The 18,870-nt window shown below is 61.6% G+C and carries 14 protein-coding genes; 4 read left to right on the forward strand and 10 right to left on the reverse strand.

The annotated features are described in order from the left end of the window. Positions 1-53 precede the first annotated feature (53 nt). On the forward strand, positions 54-437 hold the full coding sequence (locus tag JP75_RS02195; protein ID WP_035078645.1) for a HesB/IscA family protein: 384 nt from the start codon (positions 54-56) through the stop codon (positions 435-437). Between the two features lie 238 nt (positions 438-675). Continuing rightward, positions 676-1,953 carry a 3-phosphoshikimate 1-carboxyvinyltransferase gene (gene aroA, locus JP75_RS02200; RefSeq protein ID WP_035078648.1) on the forward strand — a complete coding sequence of 426 codons (1,278 nt, stop codon included), beginning with the start codon at positions 676-678 and terminating at the stop codon, positions 1,951-1,953. A 4-nt stretch (positions 1,954-1,957) separates the two neighbouring features. Here the strand turns inward: aroA and JP75_RS02205 are convergent, their stop codons facing one another. The 3 genes from JP75_RS02205 to JP75_RS02215 form a co-directional block, all read right to left on the reverse strand. After that, entirely contained in the window at positions 1,958-3,022 is a 1,065-nt protein-coding gene (locus JP75_RS02205) for a GGDEF domain-containing protein (RefSeq protein WP_035078651.1), read from the reverse strand. 124 nt (positions 3,023-3,146) lie between these two features. Beyond that, positions 3,147-4,559: a DEAD/DEAH box helicase gene (locus tag JP75_RS02210; RefSeq protein ID WP_244446236.1), complete on the reverse strand. Its 1,413-nt coding sequence runs from the start codon at positions 4,557-4,559 to the stop codon at positions 3,147-3,149. A 267-nt stretch (positions 4,560-4,826) separates the two neighbouring features. Then, positions 4,827-5,840, reverse strand: a complete 1,014-nt coding sequence (locus tag JP75_RS02215) for a LacI family DNA-binding transcriptional regulator (RefSeq protein WP_035078656.1) — start codon at positions 5,838-5,840, stop codon at positions 4,827-4,829. Positions 5,841-6,034: 194 nt separating this feature from the next. Between JP75_RS02215 and JP75_RS02220 the strand changes: the two genes are divergently transcribed. Together JP75_RS02220 and JP75_RS02225 are read left to right on the forward strand one after the other, a co-directional pair. Then, entirely contained in the window at positions 6,035-8,353 is a 2,319-nt protein-coding gene (locus tag JP75_RS02220; RefSeq protein WP_051960176.1) for an alpha-L-rhamnosidase, read from the forward strand. Positions 8,354-8,616: 263 nt separating this feature from the next. After that, positions 8,617-9,963 carry an MFS transporter gene (locus tag JP75_RS02225; RefSeq protein WP_051960178.1) on the forward strand — a complete coding sequence of 449 codons (1,347 nt, stop codon included), beginning with the start codon at positions 8,617-8,619 and terminating at the stop codon, positions 9,961-9,963. 7 nt (positions 9,964-9,970) lie between these two features. Here JP75_RS02225 and JP75_RS02230 read toward each other — a convergent pair whose 3' ends face one another. The 7 genes from JP75_RS02230 to JP75_RS02260 all read right to left on the reverse strand — a co-directional run bounded on the left by JP75_RS02230 (position 9,971) and on the right by JP75_RS02260 (position 18,844). After that, positions 9,971-11,194 (reverse strand): MFS transporter, encoded by a 1,224-nt coding sequence (locus JP75_RS02230; RefSeq protein ID WP_035078660.1) that lies wholly within the window; start codon positions 11,192-11,194, stop codon positions 9,971-9,973. 703 nt (positions 11,195-11,897) lie between these two features. Continuing rightward, positions 11,898-12,578: an ROK family protein gene (locus JP75_RS02235; protein ID WP_035078663.1), complete on the reverse strand. Its 681-nt coding sequence runs from the start codon at positions 12,576-12,578 to the stop codon at positions 11,898-11,900. Then, positions 12,568-13,983: a glucose-6-phosphate dehydrogenase gene (zwf, locus tag JP75_RS02240; RefSeq protein WP_035078666.1), complete on the reverse strand. Its 1,416-nt coding sequence runs from the start codon at positions 13,981-13,983 to the stop codon at positions 12,568-12,570. The genes JP75_RS02235 and zwf overlap by 11 nt, the downstream gene beginning before the upstream one ends. Continuing rightward, positions 13,980-14,978 carry a phosphogluconate dehydrogenase (NAD(+)-dependent, decarboxylating) gene (gnd, locus tag JP75_RS02245; RefSeq protein ID WP_035078669.1) on the reverse strand — a complete coding sequence of 333 codons (999 nt, stop codon included), beginning with the start codon at positions 14,976-14,978 and terminating at the stop codon, positions 13,980-13,982. The genes zwf and gnd overlap by 4 nt, the downstream gene beginning before the upstream one ends. Positions 14,979-14,999: 21 nt before the next feature. Next, positions 15,000-17,402: a glucan 1,4-alpha-glucosidase gene (locus tag JP75_RS02250; RefSeq protein ID WP_035078672.1), complete on the reverse strand. Its 2,403-nt coding sequence runs from the start codon at positions 17,400-17,402 to the stop codon at positions 15,000-15,002. A 122-nt stretch (positions 17,403-17,524) separates the two neighbouring features. Then, complete coding sequence (locus JP75_RS02255; protein ID WP_051960180.1) at positions 17,525-18,346, reverse strand: hypothetical protein; 822 nt, start codon at positions 18,344-18,346, stop codon at positions 17,525-17,527. Positions 18,347-18,361: 15 nt separating this feature from the next. Then, complete coding sequence (locus JP75_RS02260; protein WP_035078675.1) at positions 18,362-18,844, reverse strand: cupin domain-containing protein; 483 nt, start codon at positions 18,842-18,844, stop codon at positions 18,362-18,364. Positions 18,845-18,870: the final 26 nt, after the last annotated feature.

Genomic DNA, 18,870 nt, shown 5'->3' on the forward strand with positions numbered 1-18,870 from the left:
TTCCACGCGTTTAGTTCTATATATCGCAAAGTAACGATAGAGGCAGAGCATCCATGGCCTTCAAGATCATGTCGCTGTCCGATGCGGCAGCCGAGCGCATCAAGGAAATCATGGAAGATTCCGATAAGCCGGTCATCGGCCTGCGCGTCGGGATCAAGAATGCCGGCTGTGCTGGCGTCGCCTATACGATGGACTATGTCAGCGAGCCGCTGAAGGGCGACGACCACGTCACCGATCGCGGCGTTGATGTCTGGGTCGATCCCAAGGCAACCATGTATCTGCTTGGCACGGTCATGGATTTTGAGCAGACCAAGATGTCCTCGGGCTTCACCTTCAAGAACCCGAACCAGACCGGCGCCTGCGGCTGCGGCGAGAGCGTCACGCTCAAGGCTGCGGACCTGAAGGCGATTGCGGACGCGCGGGCGGCGGCGGTTTAACGGCGCTCCTGCGTAGCTCTAGGCATCAGTAGTAGACCTCATCCTGAGCCTGTCGAAGGACGAGGTCGTAGCAGGATGCTACCATGTGCCACGCCCTCGTGGTTCGAGGCTTCGCGTTGCTCCGCACCTCACCATGAGGTCTACTGAAATATCGCCGGAAGCGGATGACGGGATTTGTGCGATAGCGGATAGCTATCCGGTTGCGAATATATTTCCGCTGGTGCATTGATCCGGCATCATGCCGAAAACGCTCCCGCCTGCCTACACAATCGTCCCTCCTGGTCGTCCGCTTTCGGGTCGCGTTTCGCCTCCCGGCAGCAAGTCCATTACCAATCGCGCTCTGCTGCTCGCGGCCCTGGCCAAGGGCACGAGCCGCCTGACCGGCGCGCTCAAGAGCAAGGACACGGTGCTGATGGCGCAGGCTCTGCGCCAGATGGGCGTTACGGTCGAAGAGCCTGATGCGACAAGTTTTTTGGTAATCAGCAGCGGCAAGTTGACGGCGCCTGAAGCCCCGCTCTTTCTTGGCAATGCCGGCACCGCCACGCGCTTTCTGACCGCCGCAGTCGCGACTATTGATGGCACTGTGGTCGTCGATGGCGACGAGGACATGCGCCTTCGGCCGATCAAACCATTGGTGGATGCTCTGCAGTCGCTGGGCATCGATGCGGAAGCCCCGACCGGTTGCCCGCCGGTGACCATTCGTGGCACTGGCCGTTTCGGCAAGGGCAGGGTGGAGATCGACGCTTCGCTCTCGAGCCAATATGCTTCAGCGCTGCTGATGGCCGCGCCGTTTGGTGACGGGCCCATTGAAGTGGCACTGGCTGGCAAGGACATTGGCGCCCGCGGCTATGTCGACCTGACGCTGGCTGCCATGCGCTCGTTCGGCGCGAAGGTCGAAGAGACTTCGCCAGGCACGTGGCAGGTTGAGCCGACCGGCTATGTCGCGACGGATTTCCATATCGAGCCCGACGCCTCCGCCGCCACCTATCTCTGGGGCATCGAGGCACTGACGGGCGGCAAGATCGATCTTGGCGTGGCGGCAGATGCCTTCACGCAACCGGACGCAGCCGCACAGGTCGTTATCGCGCAGTTCCCGAATATGCCAGCGATTATCGACGGCTCGCAGATGCAGGATGCCGTGCCGACCATGGCTGTGGTCGCCGCCTTCAACAATCAGCCGGTCCGCTTCGTTGGCATTGCCAATCTGCGCGTCAAGGAAACCGACCGCATTCGGGCCGTCGCCAACGAGCTCAACCGCATTCGTCCCGGTTTGGCGAAGGAAGAGGGGGACGACCTGCTCGTTGCATCCGATCCCGCTCTGCTCGAAGCGGCGCAGCGCAATGTCACCTCGCGCATCGAGACCTATCATGATCATCGCATTGCCATGAGCTTTGCGTTGGCAGCGCTGCGCGTGGGCGGCGTGACCATTCTCGATCCGGCCTGCACGAGCAAGACCTATCCGGATTATTGGGACATGCTGGCTTCGCTCGGCGTCGAACTGGTTCCGACTGCTTGAAGGATCAGGCGGCGGTGACGCCGCCTCGCGACTCGTTGATCTCGGCGAGGCTCTCTTCGGTCAGCACGCGATTGCGGCCGGCATGCTTGGCCGCATAGAGGCACCGGTCCGCGCGTTCGATCAGCGAGCCAGCCGTGTCCGAGGCATGAAAGGCCGCGATGCCGAACGAAGCCGTGATGCGGCCGAGCTTTTCATTGGTGGAACGCTTCAGCAGTTCCTTGCCGTGGATGGCCTGGCGCACATTCTCTGCAACGATGGTTGCGCCCTTGAGGTCGGTATTGGGCAGGATGGCGACAAACTCTTCGCCGCCATAGCGAGCGGCCAGGTCTCGCCCCTTGATATTGGACTTGATGGTCATCGCCACGAGCCGCAGCACCTGATCGCCGGTCTGATGGCCATAGGTGTCGTTAAAAGTCTTGAAGTGGTCGATATCCATCAGGATGAGGCAGAGCGGGTTGCCGGTCTGCCGCGCTTCGGCAATGGCGGAGCGCAGGCCTTCATCAAAACTCTTGCGGTTGGCAATCTTGGTCAGCGGATCGAGCAATGACTCGCGACGAACATCATCGAGATCGCGCTGCAAGGCCGCAATGTCATCGCGCGAGGCCTCAAGCTTCTGCTCGAGCATGCGGTTGGTATCCTGCATGCGGCGCGTTTCGGTCAACAAGCGCGCTGCCAGCGTTTTCAGGTCTTCCGGTTCAATATCCCGCTCAAGATCGCCCTGGGCCGCCTGCAACGAGCCCGAATAGGCATTGGCCGTCGTCATCGCGTGATCGATGGCCAGATGGACCGCCTCGATGCGCACCTGCATGCGCTCGGACACGGTCGACATGCGATCGTTGACGTCAGACTTCAGAAATTCATTGTAGAGCGTTTCGGCAAGGCTCGCCGAAGGGGACTCGCCGGACGCAAAGATGGCGTTGATCCGGTGATTCAATGTGGGATTTACACCGGTCGCATAGGTGTAAAGCAGTTCATAGAACTGCGGGTAGGGCGGGATACTGCTCTTCTTGAGAAGATCGAGCGCTGAATTCGCATAGCCCAGCGCTCGCTTGAATTCGTGATCCGACACAGACTTCCCCGCGCCCCGTTACGCCGACCACCGGCCCTGAATCTTTACCTTAAAGTCATCTACAAGTCATAACGGCAGGCAACACAACGTGTCGACTAGCAAATTTTCGAAAACTGGCAGTATTTTACTCAGATTCCTGTTCGGCCGTACGGGTCGAACGCAGCAGGAAAGCCGGAATTGGTCCAGCGTCGCCGAACGGCGAATCGGGCACGATGTCCGAGATTGGCGCCGGAGTGTCCTTTGGCCGGCGACGGGCGTTGCGGGCCGGAGCCTTTTCAGGGGCCGCCTCGGCCGGTTGCGGCTCGCTCGCGCGCGCCGGAGCCTTGCGTCGGGAGGTGCGGGCAGGCCTTGCAGCCGGAGCTTCCTCTTCGTCGTTCTGGCTTGATGCGACCGGAGCCACATCGAGCCATTCGATCGGCTTCTGGATCAGTTTCAGAATGGCATCGAGATGTTTCTCGTCGCCGGGGCCCACCAGAGTATAGGCCGTGCCCAAACGTCCCGCCCGACCGGTGCGGCCGATACGGTGCACGTAGTCCTCGGCGTGAACCGGCACGTCGAAATTGAACACATGGCTCACGGCCGGAATATCGAGACCGCGCGCGGCCACGTCGCTGGCGACGAGCAGCGTCAGGTTGCCCGACTTGAAGGCGTCCAGAGTTTCCATGCGGCTCTTCTGGTCCATGTCGCCATGGAGCGAGCCGGCACTGTAGCCGTGGCGCTGCAAGGAGCGGGCGAGGGTCGCCACATCGCGCTTGCGATTACAGAAGATGATAGCGTTGGTCAGGCCTTCGGCAGCATTGATCCGGGCGCGCAGCATGGCGCGCTTCTGGTCCGGACGTCCCGAAACCTTGACCAGCTTCTGGTCGATGGTGTCGGCAGTGGACGCCGTGCGCGAAACCTGCACATGCACCGGATCCTTGAGGAAGCGCTTGGTCAAGCGCTCGATCTGCGGATCCATGGTGGCCGAGAACAGCATGGTCTGGCGGCGCGGCGGCAGGCGAGAGCAAATCTTCTCGATGTCGTCGATAAAGCCCATGTCGAGCATGCGGTCGGCTTCGTCGATGACGAGGATTTCGACACCCGTAAGCAGAATCTTGCCGCGATCGAATTGATCGAGCAGGCGGCCGGGCGTCGCGATCAGGACGTCCACGCCGCGATCGAGCTTCTTGTTCTGGTCTTCGAAGGAGACGCCGCCGATGATCAGGGCCATCGAGAGGCGGTGGTTCTTGCCGTACTTTTCGAAATTTTCGGAAACCTGCGCCGCGAGTTCGCGCGTCGGTTCGAGAATGAGCGTGCGGGGCATGCGGGCGCGGGCGCGTCCGGCCTCGAGCAGCGTGAGCATGGGCAGCACGAAGGATGCCGTCTTGCCGGTGCCGGTCTGAGCAATGCCGATCAGGTCCTTCTTCTGCAGAAGGTGCGGAATCGCCTGCGACTGAATTTCAGTCGGACGCGTATAGCCGGCTGCGGCAACCGCGTCGGTAACTTTGCTCGAAAGGCCAAGGCCAGAAAAATCGTCGGTCAACGTCAGAGATTCCACTCGTGGGTCATCCGGGTGGCTGAGCGAACCGAAATGTCCGGTACGGCGCACCGCGGAAAATATGTGCAAGGCCCGTGCTTTGGGGCTGTGGCCCTAGACCCAATGTCGAATGGAGCGTCGAATACTTGTTTTCCTGCGCGGGCCCGTTGCCGGGCAGAGAAGACGCAATAGAAAAAACAGGCAATCCGGCAAACCTTGCGGCGCGGACCATAGCGCAAACCCCTTGCGTGTCAACGGTCTTGGCCGGTTTTGGGGTTAACGCGAGGCTTAGCCAACCTTGGCGGAGCTGGCGCGAGCGACGACGCGCGGGGTTACGACGAAGTGTTCGGATTGAGAACGGCCATCAATACGCTCGATCAACAGGCGCGTTGCTTGCAAACCTAGCACTTCGCCGGACTGGTCTATGCTGGTAAGGCGGTTTTGCGCGAATTCGCAGAAAACCGTGTTGTCATAGCCGACAATGGCAATGTCTTGCGGAATAGAAAGCTCGAGTTCAGTCGCCACGCTGATGGCTTCGAATGCCATGAGGTCGGTCCAGCAGAAAATGGCATCCGGGCGGTCACGACTTTCCAGCAGCCGCCGCACGGTTAGCTGCACGTCGCGCAGAACCTGCGGGGCGCGCACAATGTTGATTGCGGCGCCAAGCCCCTGTTCGGTCATTTCCAACCGATAGCCGAGCTCGCGCTGGTTTATGACGGTCGATACGGGCGCTGCGAGGCTGAGCATGGCCACCTTCTTGTGACCATTCTGGCAGAGGTGGCGAACGGCGAGGCGAGCACCCAGTTGATCGTCATTATTGACCGTGTCAAAACGCGCTTCCTTGAGATCGTGGTGGCCGATGGCCACCAGCGGAATGCGGTCGGCAATGTCGTTCAGCCGCTCATTCGTTTCATTGGGGCCGATGAGCACCAGGCCGTCCATCTGCCGGTCGATCATGGCTTCGACCAGCGAGGAGGCGGATACGCTAACCCCTTGCATGGCTTGATATTGCGTCCGCTCCAGCGCGGCGTTCACGCCGACGAAGATATCGGCAAAGAACGGGTTGCGCAGGTCGGGAAAGACGAGGCCGAGCGTATAAGTGCGGCCACGAAGGCCACGGGCCGAGGCGAGGGGACGATAATTGAGCTTGTCCATGGACGCCTGGACCTTGGCGCGCAGCGCGTCGCTGACGCCGTAAGCGTCTCGCAGCACTTTGGAAACCGCCGCCACCGACACCCCGGCATCGCTGGCAACTTCCCGGATGGTGATGCGCGGCGTTCTCGCTGGGCTCTTCTTGGTCATGACGTCCTCCGCCTCAGTCTTCGCACCTAATCTAAAAAAGGCCTATTGCGAAGATCGCAAAAATGTAGAACGCTACACGTAGAACAGTTTACAGCCGCACCAAGCGGCCTGAGGAGACTACCCCCGTGTTGAACGAAACCGCGGCAGAGCTGGCTTCCAGCTCTCGATCTTTCACGCGTGCATGGACCGCAAAGATGGTTCGTCCGCTCGCTGACAAGGGTGTCGGTACCCCAGCGACTTTCGTCGCGAAGACCTTCAACCTCGACGCCGTCTCCGGCGCCGAAATCCTCGACATCACGGCCCTCGGCCTCTACATCGCCTTCATCAATGACAAGCGCGTCGGCGACGATGTGCTGACGCCGGGCTGGACTGCCTATGACGCGCGCCTCAGCTACCAGACCTATGATGTCGGCCCGCTGCTCGTTGCCGGCGAAAACCGCATCGAGATCTGGTTGGGCGATGGCTGGCTGCGCTCGCAGCTCATGTGGGGCAAGTTCCCGATCTACAATACCTGGGGCAGCGAAATTGCGGCTCTGGTTGAACTTCGCGGCAGGGCAGGGGACGCCGAGCCGACCCTGGTGACCGACGCCTCCTGGGAAAGCGGCGAACTGCCGATCCGCAAGTCGGGCATCTATTTTGGCGAAACTTTTGACGCGCGCATCACCCCGTCCGTTTCGGGCGCAACTGCCGCGATCGATTTCGACCATGCCCGCCTCGTCGCCCATGAAACGACGCCAGTGCGCGAGCTTGACCCGCTCACCGCCATCAAGACCTGGACCGATGCCGAAGGCCGCACGATTTTCGACTTCGCCCAGAACGTCGGCGGCTATGTCGCCATCTCGGTTGCCGGTTCTGCCGGTGCCAAGGTGACCGTCGAGCATGCCGAAGTCCTCGACAAGGACGGCAATTTTTACAACGTCAACTACCGCACCGCGGAAGCGACGATCACCTATGTGCTGAACGGGCAGGGGACCGAGAACTACCGTCCGCACTTCACCTTCCAGGGTTTTCGTTACGCCCGCGTTGCCATCGAAGGCGATGCCAAGCTCGTCGACATCAAGTCGATCCCGATCAGCTCGGTGACCGAACAGAAGGCGACCTTCACAACCGGCAATGAGCTGGTGAACCGCCTTTTCCTCAACACGCTCTGGAGTCAGCGCGGCAATTTCATCGAAGTGCCGACGGACTGCCCGCAGCGTGACGAACGGCTGGGCTGGACCGGCGACGCGCAGGTCTTTGCCGGCGCCGCCGCTTATTTGGGTGAAGTGCAGGGCTTCTTCCACAAGTGGGTCCGCGACCTGATGGTCGACCAGCGCGAAGATGGCGCTGTCCCACACGTTTGCCCCGATCCGACCCGCATGCAGCCGGAACACTATCCGGGTTTCTACGGCTCGACCGGCTGGGGCGATGCCATCTATCAGGTGCCGTGGCAGGTTTATCTGCACTACGGCGACAAGGACTTCCTCAAGGAAGTGCTGCCCAGCATGGTCAAGTGGGTCGATTTCGTCTGGTCGATCAGCGACGGCCCGATCGTTTCGCCGCCGCGCGAATGGGGGGCTCGTGGCTTCTCGTTCGGCGATTGGCTGCAGCCCAAGGGGCCGAGCGCCAAGCCGCTGCCGACTATCGGCGACGATGCTGCCGCGACCATCTACCTCTACATCGCCGCCAAGCAGGTGGCCGAGATTGCCGGCATTGTCGGCGATGCGGTCACCGCACAGCGCCTTGCCAAGATCGCAGCCGACGTGAAGACCGCTTTCCAGGGCGAATTCATCACCGTGTCCGGTCGTCTGGCCTATGACGACCAGACCTCCTATGCGCTGGCCATCGTTCATGACCTGATCCCGGCGGACAAGTACGAAGCCGCCAAGGGCTACTTCAAGAACACCATCGCTCGCGCCGAAGGGCGTATCGGCACCGGCTTTATCGGCACCCCGGCGCTGCTGCCGGCGCTGATCAAGATCGGTGAATGGGGCCTCGCCAGCGAAGTCTTCCTGCAGGAAGAAGTCCCGGGCTGGCTTTATCAGGTGAAGATGGGCGCCACCACGATCTGGGAACGCTGGGATGCGATCCAGGCCGATGGCTCGATCTACAACCCGCAGATGAACTCCTACAACCACTATGCCTATGGCGCCGTTTGCCAGTGGCTCTTGGAGGGGGTTGCAGGTTTCCGCCCGGACGAGAAGGATCCCGGATTCAAGACGGTTGTCTTCGAACCGCTGATCCTGCCCGAACTGTCCCCGGTCAAGGCCGACCACCACAGCCCGGCCGGCAAAATCCGCGCCGAATGGACCATTACCGGTGAAGCCGTGCGCTACGAAATCGAAGTGCCGGCGGCAAGCCGCGGCGTTCTGCGCCTCGCCTCCACCTATCGCGACGCTACCCTCGATGGCCAGGCCATCAGGGCGGGACAGGACGCGGCTCTCTCGGCCGGCAAGCACGTCGTAACCTTCAACTACACGGCACCAAAGCGCGAGGAGCGCCAGAAGTCGCTGGTGAACGCCAACACGCCCTAAGGCGCGTATCTGCAAGTTAAGCACGGCTCGCCGTGCTCGAAGGTGATCAGCCGCTGAGCTGACGGCGCAAAGAGTCTCCTCCCAACAGGGCTCCGGCAATGCCGGGGCCCTTTTTCCTTGGCCTGTCGAAATTGCGGGGCGCCGAACGTCGCTGACACATCCTGTCTCAGTGCAGGGCTACGCCATTTGACTTGCCGCCATGGCCGGGAGAGGGGAAAGTGCTCCGCCCGGCTGAAATGACCTGAAATTCAGAGGACTAAGCAATGCGTCCCTTTCATCGTCTGCTGGTGAACAATCTCGTGGCCAATGTCACGAATTTCACCGTCTGGTTTGCCGTAACCTTCTGGGTTTTCATCGAAACCCAGTCGGTTTTCGCGACCGGCATGATCGCCGGCATCTATCTCGTCTTTACAGCCGCCTTCGGCATCTGGTTCGGCTCGATCGTCGACCACAATTCGAAAAAGCTCGCCATGCTGGGCTCCAGCGTGGTCTCCGGGCTTTGCTATGTCGTGGGCCTCGCCATGGTGCTCCTCGAACCCGAAGGCGCGTTCCGCAACCCCTATGGGCCTTATCTCTGGCTGTTTATCCTGGTGGTCATGCTGGGCGTGATTGCCGGCAATATCCGCGCCATCGCGCTGCCGACGCTCGTCACCATCCTCATTCCCGAGGACAGCCGGGACAAGGCCAATGGCCTTGTGGGCATGGTGGGCGGCATCGGCTTTCTCACCACCTCGGTCATTTCCGGCTTCCTCGTCGCGTTCACCGGCATGCTGGGCGTGATGGTGCTGGCGCTGGCGGCGACTGCTCTTGCCTTCGCGCATCTGGCCTTCGTGACCATCGACGAGGGCAGGGCGCCTGTCGACCCCGAGGTGCCGGCCGAACCCAAGCGCGTCGACATTGCCGGCACCATAGCCGTCATCGCCGCCGTTCCGGGTCTCTTCGCGCTTATCTTCTTCGCGACGTTCAACAATTTCCTCGGCGGCATCTTCATGGCGCTGCTCGATGCCTATGGATTGTCTCTCGTCTCCGTCGAAGTCTGGGGGCTGCTGTTCGGCGTTCTCTCAACCGCCTTCATCGCGAGCGGCATTATCATTGCCAAGACCGGCCTGGGCAAAAATCCGCTGCGGACGCTGCTGATGGTCAATGTCATCACCTGGGCGGTGTGCTGCGTGTTCACGCTGCAATCGTCCATCTGGCTGCTGGCGGCCGGCTGTTTCGTCTGGATGCTGCTCGGCCCCTATGCCGAAGCCGCGGAACACACGACACTGCAGAAAGTGGTGCCGCTCGAACGCCAGGGCCGCGTCTTCGGCTTTGCCCAATCGGTCGAGCAAGCCGCCTCGCCACTGACCGCTTTCCTCGTCGGGCCGCTGACGCAGTTCGTGGTGATCCCATTCATGACGGATGGGGCAGGGGCCCAAACCATCGGCTCCTGGTTCGGCACCGGTCCCGCTCGCGGAATTGCCCTGGTCTTCACCGTCGCCGGGTTCCTCGGGCTCCTCGTCACCATCCTGGCCTTCAACTCCCGCTACTATCGGGAGCTGTCGGCGGCTTATGCCAATAACAAGGATGATGATGAGGACGGCGGGGCGACTGTCGCCAGCCCCGCCTGATCGTTCTCTACGCCGGCAGCGCGTCTGCCGGCGTTTCCTTGACGGTCTTGGGCGGGAATGCCAGCGCCAGAGCGGCAGCGGCAAGGCCAACACCGGCCGACGCGACATAAAGCCAGTGATAGTCACCGAAAGTATCGAAGAGCCAACCGCCGCCGACCGGCCCAAAAGCCATGCCGATGGAGGAGGTCATGGTGATACCACCGAGCACGGTACCCATGACATTAGGCCCAAAATAGTCGCGCGCCAGCACCGAATAGAGCGGCATCACACCGCCATAGACGAGGCCGAGCACCACAGCCAGCATGTAGAAATGCGGCAGCTCGCTGACATAAATATAACTATAAATACCAATGGCTTGCAGTGCGAGGCCAATGACGATGACACGCTTGACGCCGATCCTGTCAGCCAAAACGCCAAAGATGACGCGGCCAAACAGTCCGGCAAAACCTTCGACGCTGTAGATGCTGGCCGCCGCCAACGCCGAGGCGCCGCAGAGCATGGCATAACTCACCGTGTGGAAGATCGGGCCCGAATGGGCCGCACAGCAGAGGAAGAAAACACCGGCGAGAATGAAGAACTGCGGCGTGCGGAAAATCGCGCCCATATTGGTGGGCGTCGGCTCGGCAGGCGCCACGTCGCTGCCCGGTGACGGCGCCTCGGCCATAACCGCGGGTGCGCGGCGGATCAGGAATGCGGCGGGAATGATGAGCACGGCTGCCGCAATCGCCGTCATCATCATGGCATTGCGCCAGCCATAATTCGCGATCAAGACCGTGGCCAGCGGGGTAATCGTCATCGGCGCGATACCGCCGCCGAGCGAGACCAGCGAAACCGCAAGGCTGCGGTGCTTGTCGAACCAGCCGAGCGTCGTGGCGATCAGCGGGGCAAAGAAGGCGCCACCGGATGCGCCGATAAGACCGCCATAGGCAATCTGGAACATCAATAGATCAGTCGCACGGCTGGCAATGAAAAGGCCGAGACCAAGTAGCACGGCCGCGACCAGGATAACCGGACGAGCGCCAATGCGGTCCGTCAACGTGCCCCAGATAAAACCCGCCACACCCATGACGATGAAACCGACCGTCATTGCGCCAGAGATGCCGGCTCTGGTCCAACCGGTTTCGTCCGCAATGGGCTGAAGATAGACAGGCAGGGCGAACATGGCGCCCATTGCCAGACAGGTAATCACCGCGCCGGCGGCGACGATGACCCAACCATAATGCCGTTCCATTCCGAAGGTCCTCCAAGTGGAATATGCCTTCACGACGGATGAGACGCGCGGATTTCAACACGCGCAACGAAAAATCGTGGAATGCCGAGGGATCGGCCCACAAACTTATCCACGCGAGCCCGGCAGCTTGTATCATGGCAGCCCAAAGCCCCGGTTAGTGCGCTTTCGCACATATAAAAGTTCCATAATATATATTATGCGAAAACTGGATGTAGCGAATTGGGCGTCTCAACTGGCGCATATTCTGGTGCTGCAGCCCTCTCGCGACATCCTTGCCCCAGACGAAGATGACGCTACGCTCGCACTCGTCCACGACGGGGCGAAGAAGTGCCAACGTCCAGATGACGCGACGTGAGCTCGAGCGTAAGCGTAAGGCAAGACAGTCCCGACGAACACGAAAAGGACCTCAGGACTGGAGGAAGAAGCGTGGCAAGGACAATCCCTTCCTCTCATCTAATTTGGCCACCTAGCGAAACCATCGTGGGGGCCTCTCCCGCCCCTACCCTGCTTCGTGCCGCCCCCCCCTGACCAACCTTTTCCAGTCAATCATGATATCTGGCTACCTTGGCCATTTTTAGTTGCCTCTACCAACTCCTGTCGCATGGCGTGCCGAAGTCCCCCTCTCCGTGATTCCGGTACACAGAGCTCCTCGAACAAAGGGGTCGAACGCAGTCGATGGCCACGCCTGCCATTTGACATCGCCCTAGACGACGAGCGTCTTGTCCAACCACAGGGCGAAGCCGCCCTTGAAGGCGTTGGTATTGTCGCCGCGTCGGGCTTTTGGCGGCAGTTTGTCGAGCCTGGCGACATTGCCACCGCCGATGACCACATAGTCCGGCTCCAGAGCCGCGGTGAGCTGTTCCACGGCGTCGAAGACGTGCTTTTGCCATTTGTCATGGCCACGTTTTTCGCGGCTGGCTTCCCCAAGATAGTCTTCGTAAGTGCTTCCCTTGCGATAAGGCAGATGCGCGAGTTCCATGGGCTGGGCGACGTTTTCGACGATCATGGCGGCCCCAAGCCCTGTGCCGAGGCCGAGGAAAAGCATTCGACCGCCTTCATAACTGCCGATGGCCTGCATCAGCGCGTCGTTGACGATCCGTACTGGCTTGCCGAAGCGTTTGGCAAAGTCGAAACCGACCCAGCCGGGCGCGAGATTGTGCGGATCGCTGAGAATCTTGTCGTGGACGACCGGGCCGGGATAGCCCATGGCGATAACGTCGAAAGCGATGCCATCGGCCAGCTTTTCGACGATGTCGGCCATCGACGCCGCGTTCATCGTGGGGCCGGAAACGGCTTTGCGTTCTTGACCGCCGGCGCTCGACAGGATCTTGACGTGTGAGCCGCCGATATCGATGGCGAGGACGATTGGTTCTTTATTTTCCATGGATGATCACTCCCTCCTTGCCGGGATCGACCCAGCCGCGGGGCGGCTCAAAGCCCTGCATCGCGGCCAGTGGTCCCCAGCTGCCGGGAGCATAGGGCGCCGGCTCGGATTTACGGGCAAGGACGGGGTTGACCACGCGCCAGGCGAGTTCGGACGCGTCCTGCCGGGTGAAAAGCTGGCGCTTGCCGTCCATGGCGTCGCCGATCAGGCGCTCATAGGGCATCATATCGTCGGTGGTGTCGTCCACCGCGTCGAGTTCGACGGGTTCGCCGATCATGTCGCTGCCCGGCGCCTTACGGCGCGCGCCTATGCCGATCATCACCTGCGGGCCGACGCGGAAACGGACATAGTTGGCATCGGCGTCCTCGACGTCATCAAAAAGTGCGACGGGCGGCTTGCGGAACCGCACCACGACTTCGGTGGCGCGAACCGGCAATTGCTTGCCAGCGCGGATGTAGAAGGGCACGCCCTTCCAGCGCCAGTTATCGACGAAGAGGCGGACGGCGGCGAAGGTCTCGGCCTTGGAATCCGGGGCGACGCCGGGCTCATCGCGATAACCGTCGAACTGGCCACGGACCACATCGGCTTCGGTCAGCGGCCGCATTGCCTTGAGAATCTGGACCTTTTCGTCGCTGAGGTCGTCTGAGGCACTGGTGATCGGCGGCTCCATGGCGAGCAGCAGCAGGACATTGACCAGATGGTTCTGTATCACGTCGCGAATGCAGCCGACCTCGTCGTAGAACTTGCCACGGCCGGCAATTCCAAAATCCTCGGCCATGGTGATCTGCACGCTTTCGACATAGGTGCGGTTCCAGACCGGCTCGAGGAAAGCATTGGCGAAGCGGAAATAAAGCAGGTTCTGCACCGCCTCCTTGCCGAGGAAATGGTCGATGCGGAAAACCGCATCTTCGGGGAAGGCACGATGCAGCACGGCGTTGAGCGCCTTTGCCGTCGCAAGGTCATGCCCAAAGGGCTTTTCGACCATCAACCGGGATTTCTTGGCGATGCCAGCGGCCTTAAGCGCGTCGATAACTATGCCGAAGAGCGAGGGCGGGATGGCAAGATAGTAGAGCGGGTGCGTGGCACCACCGAGCGCTTCGCGTAGCTTGTCGAAGGTCTCTGCATTCTTGTAGTCGCCGCTGACATAGCGCAGTTGCGACTTGAAGCGGGCAAAGACTGCCTCATCGACACCACCAAATTGCCTGGTGATGCCGTCTCGGGCGCGCTCGGCCAGTTTGTCGGTGTCCCAATCGTCGAAGGCAACACCGACTATGGGTTCGCTGAGATGGCCACGACGCACCATCTGGTACAGCGATGGCAGGATCATCTTGTGTGCGAGATCGCCCGTCGCGCCAAATACCACGAGCGCGTCGGAGCGGTCGTCCACGGGTCTGGTTGTGCTCATTTTTCTTCGTGCCCACCGAAGGAATAGCGCATCGCCGAGAGGAGCTTATTGGCGAATTCGTCGTTGTCGCGCGAGGCGAAACGGTTGAAGAGCGCGGAGGAGAGGACTGGCGCAGGAACGCCGGTTTCGATGGCAGCCTGCAATGTCCAGCGCCCTTCGCCGGAGTCCGAGACCTTGCCACCGAAGCGCGACAGCGTTGCGTCATCCTTCAAGGTTTGAGCGGTGAGGTCGAGCAGCCAAGAACCGATGACGCTACCATGGCGCCAGACTTCGGTGACGGCGGCGAGATCGATATCGAACCGATAGTATTCGGGATTATGGAGGGGCGCAGTCTCGGCGTCGGCGGCGCGCTTCTCGTTGCCGGCATCGGCGGCCTTGAGAATGTTCAGGCCCTCGGCATAGGCGGCCATGATGCCGTATTCGATGCCGTTGTGGACCATTTTAACGAAATGCCCGGCCCCGGGCGGGCCGCAGTGGAGATAGCCCTGGCTGGCCGTGTCAGTCGTGCCCGGTGTGCCGCCGGAGCCGTCATGGCCAGGGGCGAGCGAGGCGAGGATCGGGTCCATAGTCTTCACAGCCTCGAAGGGGCCCCCGACCATCAGGCTGTAGCCGCGCTGCAGCCCCCAGACGCCACCGCTGGTGCCGACATCCACATAGGAAATACCCTTGGAGGCAAATTCGGCGGCAAGATCTACCGCATCGCGATAGTTGGAATTGCCACCATCAATGAGAATATCACCCGGTTCCATCTGGCTGGCGATCTGGCGAGCGACCTTGCCGGTGATCGCGGCCGGGAGCATCAGCCAGACGGCGCGGGGCTTTTCGAGCTTGCTCAGCAGGTCAGCAATGTCGGCGGCGCCGATGGCGCCTTCGGTAACCAGAGCTGAAACGCTTTGCGGGTTGAGGTCGCTCACGACGCACTGGTGGCCCGCCTGCATGAGGCGTCGGACCATGTTGGCTCCCATGCGACCCAGACCGATCATTCCCAATTGCATATGACTACTCCTGTTTGACGCCTATTCGCCGACGACTTGAACCCTGAACTCGGACGCATCCCAGCGCTTGCCATCGAGCCAGAAGAACGTGAAGACCACCGCCCTGCCCGGCTCCAGCGCGGATAGGTCGAGATCGACCACATGGGTTCCGAGGCCACTCGCGCGCGTCTTCGTGTCAGTTACCGCCTGCCAGTCGTCGAGCCCCCAGTGGACGAGGGCGGCCTCGGCCAGTTCGAGCCGCAGCGTCTTGCCTGGTGGCAGGCGCGTGATGGCGTTGTTGAGCCGCCAGATGCGCAAGTGTGACGGGGATTTGTTGGCAATGTAGCGCGCATGCGTCTGGGGTGGCTTGTCGAAAACGGTGCCATCGGCGAGCGAGCGCAGGAGCTTGATGTGTTCGGCATGGGCCCAGACGAGCGGCATGGCGCTACCCGAGGCGCGACCGAGGAACAATTCGCGAGCGGGAATGTCGGGCGCGTCCCAGCTTTGCTCGGGCAGCAGGCCTTCGACGCTCGCCGACGCTTCGAGCGTCTTCAGCAACCGCTCGGCCTCCTCTGGACGACCGGCGCAAAGCTCGTAGTGGGCGCGTTCGCCTGCGAGCAGTGGCCATGCACGTCCCTGCCCCGTGCCATTGAAGGCGGAGCCATCGATATGTTCGCCATAGCCGTCACCCGTATAGCGATACCAGAGCGGGCCTTGCGGCAGGTCGACCTTGAGGGTGGCGTCGATCATCCTGACAGTATCAAGGATGCGCGGATCGTCGGCCGCCCGCAGGCCGAAACGCACCAGAGCAAGTGCATCGGGGCTCAGGACATTACGGGTCGGCAGTTCGGATTTGCCGATAATCTGGTTGCGGATAGTGGTCACGCCGGAACCGGCATCGGCAATGTCGGTAGTCAGATCATTCCCCACGCGGACATAGTAGCCGGCAACGCCGAGACTGGGGTCGGGATCGCCGACATAGGTCCAGTTTTCGATCTGCTCGTTCCAGCAATCCGCCGTCTCGCGCAGGTGCTGCCCGGCCTGTTCATCGCCGAGAAGATCGGCCGCTGCGAGTAGGGCGGCGATCTCGACTGCAAGCGTGAAGGGGCTGTAGCCCCCGTCCTCCTCCCAACGGTCCTGTCGGCTGGCCGGGCCATTGGCGATGATATAGCCGGCAGCGGCCCGAACCATAGGCATATAGCGATGCAGGGCCTCGCCCTTGAGAACACCCTCGCGCCGCAGCAGGTCCGTGAGAAGGATCGGAAAGGCGCATTCATCCATCTGAACGCCGCGCCAATAGGGCCTGCCATCGAGCCACATATTCTGCGCCCAATGGCCTGAGGCCAATTGCACCTCGCGCAGATATTCGAGGATGCTCCAGGCCTCGCGGTGATCGCCGGCCGCCAGAAATCCCCCCGCGGTTTCCACGAGGTCGCGCGGCCAGACGAGATGGTAGCCTCCCATATCGTCGTCGCCCTTGCTCGTACCCCAGGGGATCGAGAGGCTGGCGACTACGGCTCCCGGGCGGTCAACTGCGCGATGGCTGGCGAGAACGGCGGTCGACACCCGATAGGCATTGATCTTGCCCGGCTCGGCCAGATCAAGGCCCTTGAGGCCGGATTGCCAGCCGCGCCAATTCTTGCAGTAGTCGGCCAGCGCGATGTCCCAGCCGCTGCGTAGACTTTCGAGCACATTGGCCCCAGCCTCGGTTTCGGATTGGCCGAAACCGAGCACAAGATCGACCGTGTCCCGATCGCCGAAGCCGATCTCGGCGGTGATGGCGACATTGCCATCGTCGGCGCGCTGATATTGCGGGTCGAGCCTACCGGTCCTGGTCAGTTGCTGGAAGCCATCGGACTGTCCGACAAAGCCCACGGAACGGCTGCGCCAGGGGAGCGAACTGCCGAGCGCCAGGTAGCGCGAGCGGCCACTGGCATAGAGCAGCGTGACGTCGCGTTGCGTGCTGATCCAGGCGGAATTGCCCATGCCGGCATTGACGAGATGCGGCGCGAGCAGCGCGTAGACGCGATAATCGGCCAGCGCCCCGACCAGCGGAATGAAGGTGATCCGCTGGATAAGGCTGGGGCGCGAGGGATCGGAGATGATCTGTTTTTCGATGCGGTAACGACCGTCTCGCGCCGTGTTGGTCACGTTGAACGCGGGCACGCCGTCTTCGTGGTGCGAGGTCGTGCTGTCGCAATCGCGCTTTTCTTCCGAGAGGTAGCCATCTGGCCCCGCGATCAGCAACTCGAAGTCGCGCGTGCAGGCACTGTCGACACGAGGGTAGTAAACCTCGTTGAGAACTCCGTGGCTGAGCGTGAACCAGACGGGGGACTTGCGCGACAGGGCCGTACCGACGCCACTCTTGGCGCTGGACGTCCATCGGGGAGTGATGCCCGGCGCGCCGGGAGCAAAGTCAAGAAGATCGCCTTTTGATAGTGCCATGGCAGAGCCTCGTCGCCCCACGACCACCGGCGCTTCACGAAAGCGTGCCGGAAAATGCGTGGCCGTTAGGTCGTTTATGTCTCCGGTGACTGTCACCTGCAAGGCCCTCCACAATGCCGGATTCATGTACTGCGGTGTCGACGGCGATCGCCGAACAGGTGAAATGCGAGAAGAAAGGCGCTCCAGCCAACTGAAACCGCGAGAGCCAGAAGCAGGGACCAGGTGTTGCCAAGTGAGACCGCGGTCAGGTGCATGACGAGGAACGCGGCGACGACGCCCACAAGGCCGGGCAGAGCGTGAGCCATGACGGCCGCCGATGCCGGACCGCCGTGACGAGATTGAATGATGACCATCATGGCGATGAAGGTGACCGGAACCGAGGCGAAAATACCGGTGGTCTCGGGGCCAGCAAAGGCGGCAGCTATTTCGACGCCGGCAACCATGGCCGCAACGGCGAGGCCGCGCATGGCGAAATCCTGCCATTTGCTGTGACCGGAAGACAGGGGCACATTGCCGAAACGACGGACCAGTGCCGAGCCACCGGCAAAAACGATGATGCTGAGGACGACGGATACAGTGGGGTGCACTTCGAGGCCCAGCAAAAGCACCGTGGAGACAGCCCAAATGATGAGGGCCGATATGACGGAAACCAAGGTTTTCGCTCGTTGGGCGAGGAAAATATAGGCCACTAGCATGATGCCGGCGGCAACCAACCCGCTGAAACTGGTGATCGCGGCGTCGGCAATGAAAGCCGGCGTGTGGCCGAGTGCCAAGAGGTAGTAGACCGGCGCTGACGAGATCGGCAGCGTGGCGATCAGGCCCCCGATGACGGGCCCGGCCCGCTCGGCAAGGGCTGTCGAGGCGACTACCATGAAGGCGATCAGCACCATCTTGGGGATCAGGCCGAGCGTGAACGGCCAGGCCTCGTAAATGAGATGCAGCATCGGGAAGCTCCGCGCTCAGCTATCGGTCGGCAGATCGGCAAGCGATACGGGTGGGCCAAGAAAATCGACCTCCCACTGCACGCCAAAGGCATTGAGCGCGGTGCGGTCGGGCACCCCGTCATGCATGACCCCGGCGAGGCCGGAGAAGAAAGCGGCGGCGTCGAGCGCGGGCGTTATGATGATGTATTGACGTGCCGGCTTGTCCGAAACGTTGACGAAACCATGCTCGACATTGCCGGGAATGGCGACCACGTCGCCTTCCTCAGCGTAAAATCGGCGACCATCGAGCTCATAGAGATAGCGCCCTTCCAGCACGCGGAAAATCTCTGCCTGCGGATGACGGTGTCGCGGCGGCCCCTTGCCCGGCGCGTTGATGGTTTCGATGATCGACATGACGCCAGCGCTTGCGGCTGGCGGCAGATGAACAACGAGGTCGAGGCCAATCGCGGGTATGGCTATCGGCCGGTTGCTGCGGGAATGAATAAACTGAATGCTCATCGTCCTGTCCCTAGCTGCGGTCCGGG

It is taken from the genome of Devosia riboflavina, assembly GCF_000743575.1.
Taxonomy (GTDB): Bacteria; Pseudomonadota; Alphaproteobacteria; order Rhizobiales; family Devosiaceae; genus Devosia; species Devosia riboflavina.

Excerpts from the sequence above, each read along its gene's own strand:
- JP75_RS02195 (WP_035078645.1), top strand. The coding sequence starts at position 54 with ATGGCCTTCAAGATCATGTCGCTGTCCGATGCGGCAGCCGAGCGCATC.
- aroA (WP_035078648.1), top strand. The coding sequence starts at position 676 with ATGCCGAAAACGCTCCCGCCTGCCTACACAATCGTCCCTCCTGGTCGT.
- JP75_RS02215 (WP_035078656.1), bottom strand. The coding sequence starts at position 5,840 with ATGACCAAGAAGAGCCCAGCGAGAACGCCGCGCATCACCATCCGGGAA.
- JP75_RS02220 (WP_051960176.1), top strand. The coding sequence starts at position 6,035 with ATGGTTCGTCCGCTCGCTGACAAGGGTGTCGGTACCCCAGCGACTTTC.
- JP75_RS02225 (WP_051960178.1), top strand. The coding sequence starts at position 8,617 with ATGCGTCCCTTTCATCGTCTGCTGGTGAACAATCTCGTGGCCAATGTC.
- JP75_RS02230 (WP_035078660.1), bottom strand. The coding sequence starts at position 11,194 with ATGGAACGGCATTATGGTTGGGTCATCGTCGCCGCCGGCGCGGTGATT.
- JP75_RS02235 (WP_035078663.1), bottom strand. The coding sequence starts at position 12,578 with ATGGAAAATAAAGAACCAATCGTCCTCGCCATCGATATCGGCGGCTCA.
- zwf (WP_035078666.1), bottom strand. The coding sequence starts at position 13,983 with ATGAGCACAACCAGACCCGTGGACGACCGCTCCGACGCGCTCGTGGTA.
- gnd (WP_035078669.1), bottom strand. The coding sequence starts at position 14,978 with ATGCAATTGGGAATGATCGGTCTGGGTCGCATGGGAGCCAACATGGTC.
- JP75_RS02250 (WP_035078672.1), bottom strand. The coding sequence starts at position 17,402 with ATGGCACTATCAAAAGGCGATCTTCTTGACTTTGCTCCCGGCGCGCCG.
- JP75_RS02255 (WP_051960180.1), bottom strand. The coding sequence starts at position 18,346 with ATGCTGCATCTCATTTACGAGGCCTGGCCGTTCACGCTCGGCCTGATC.
- JP75_RS02260 (WP_035078675.1), bottom strand. The coding sequence starts at position 18,844 with ATGAGCATTCAGTTTATTCATTCCCGCAGCAACCGGCCGATAGCCATA.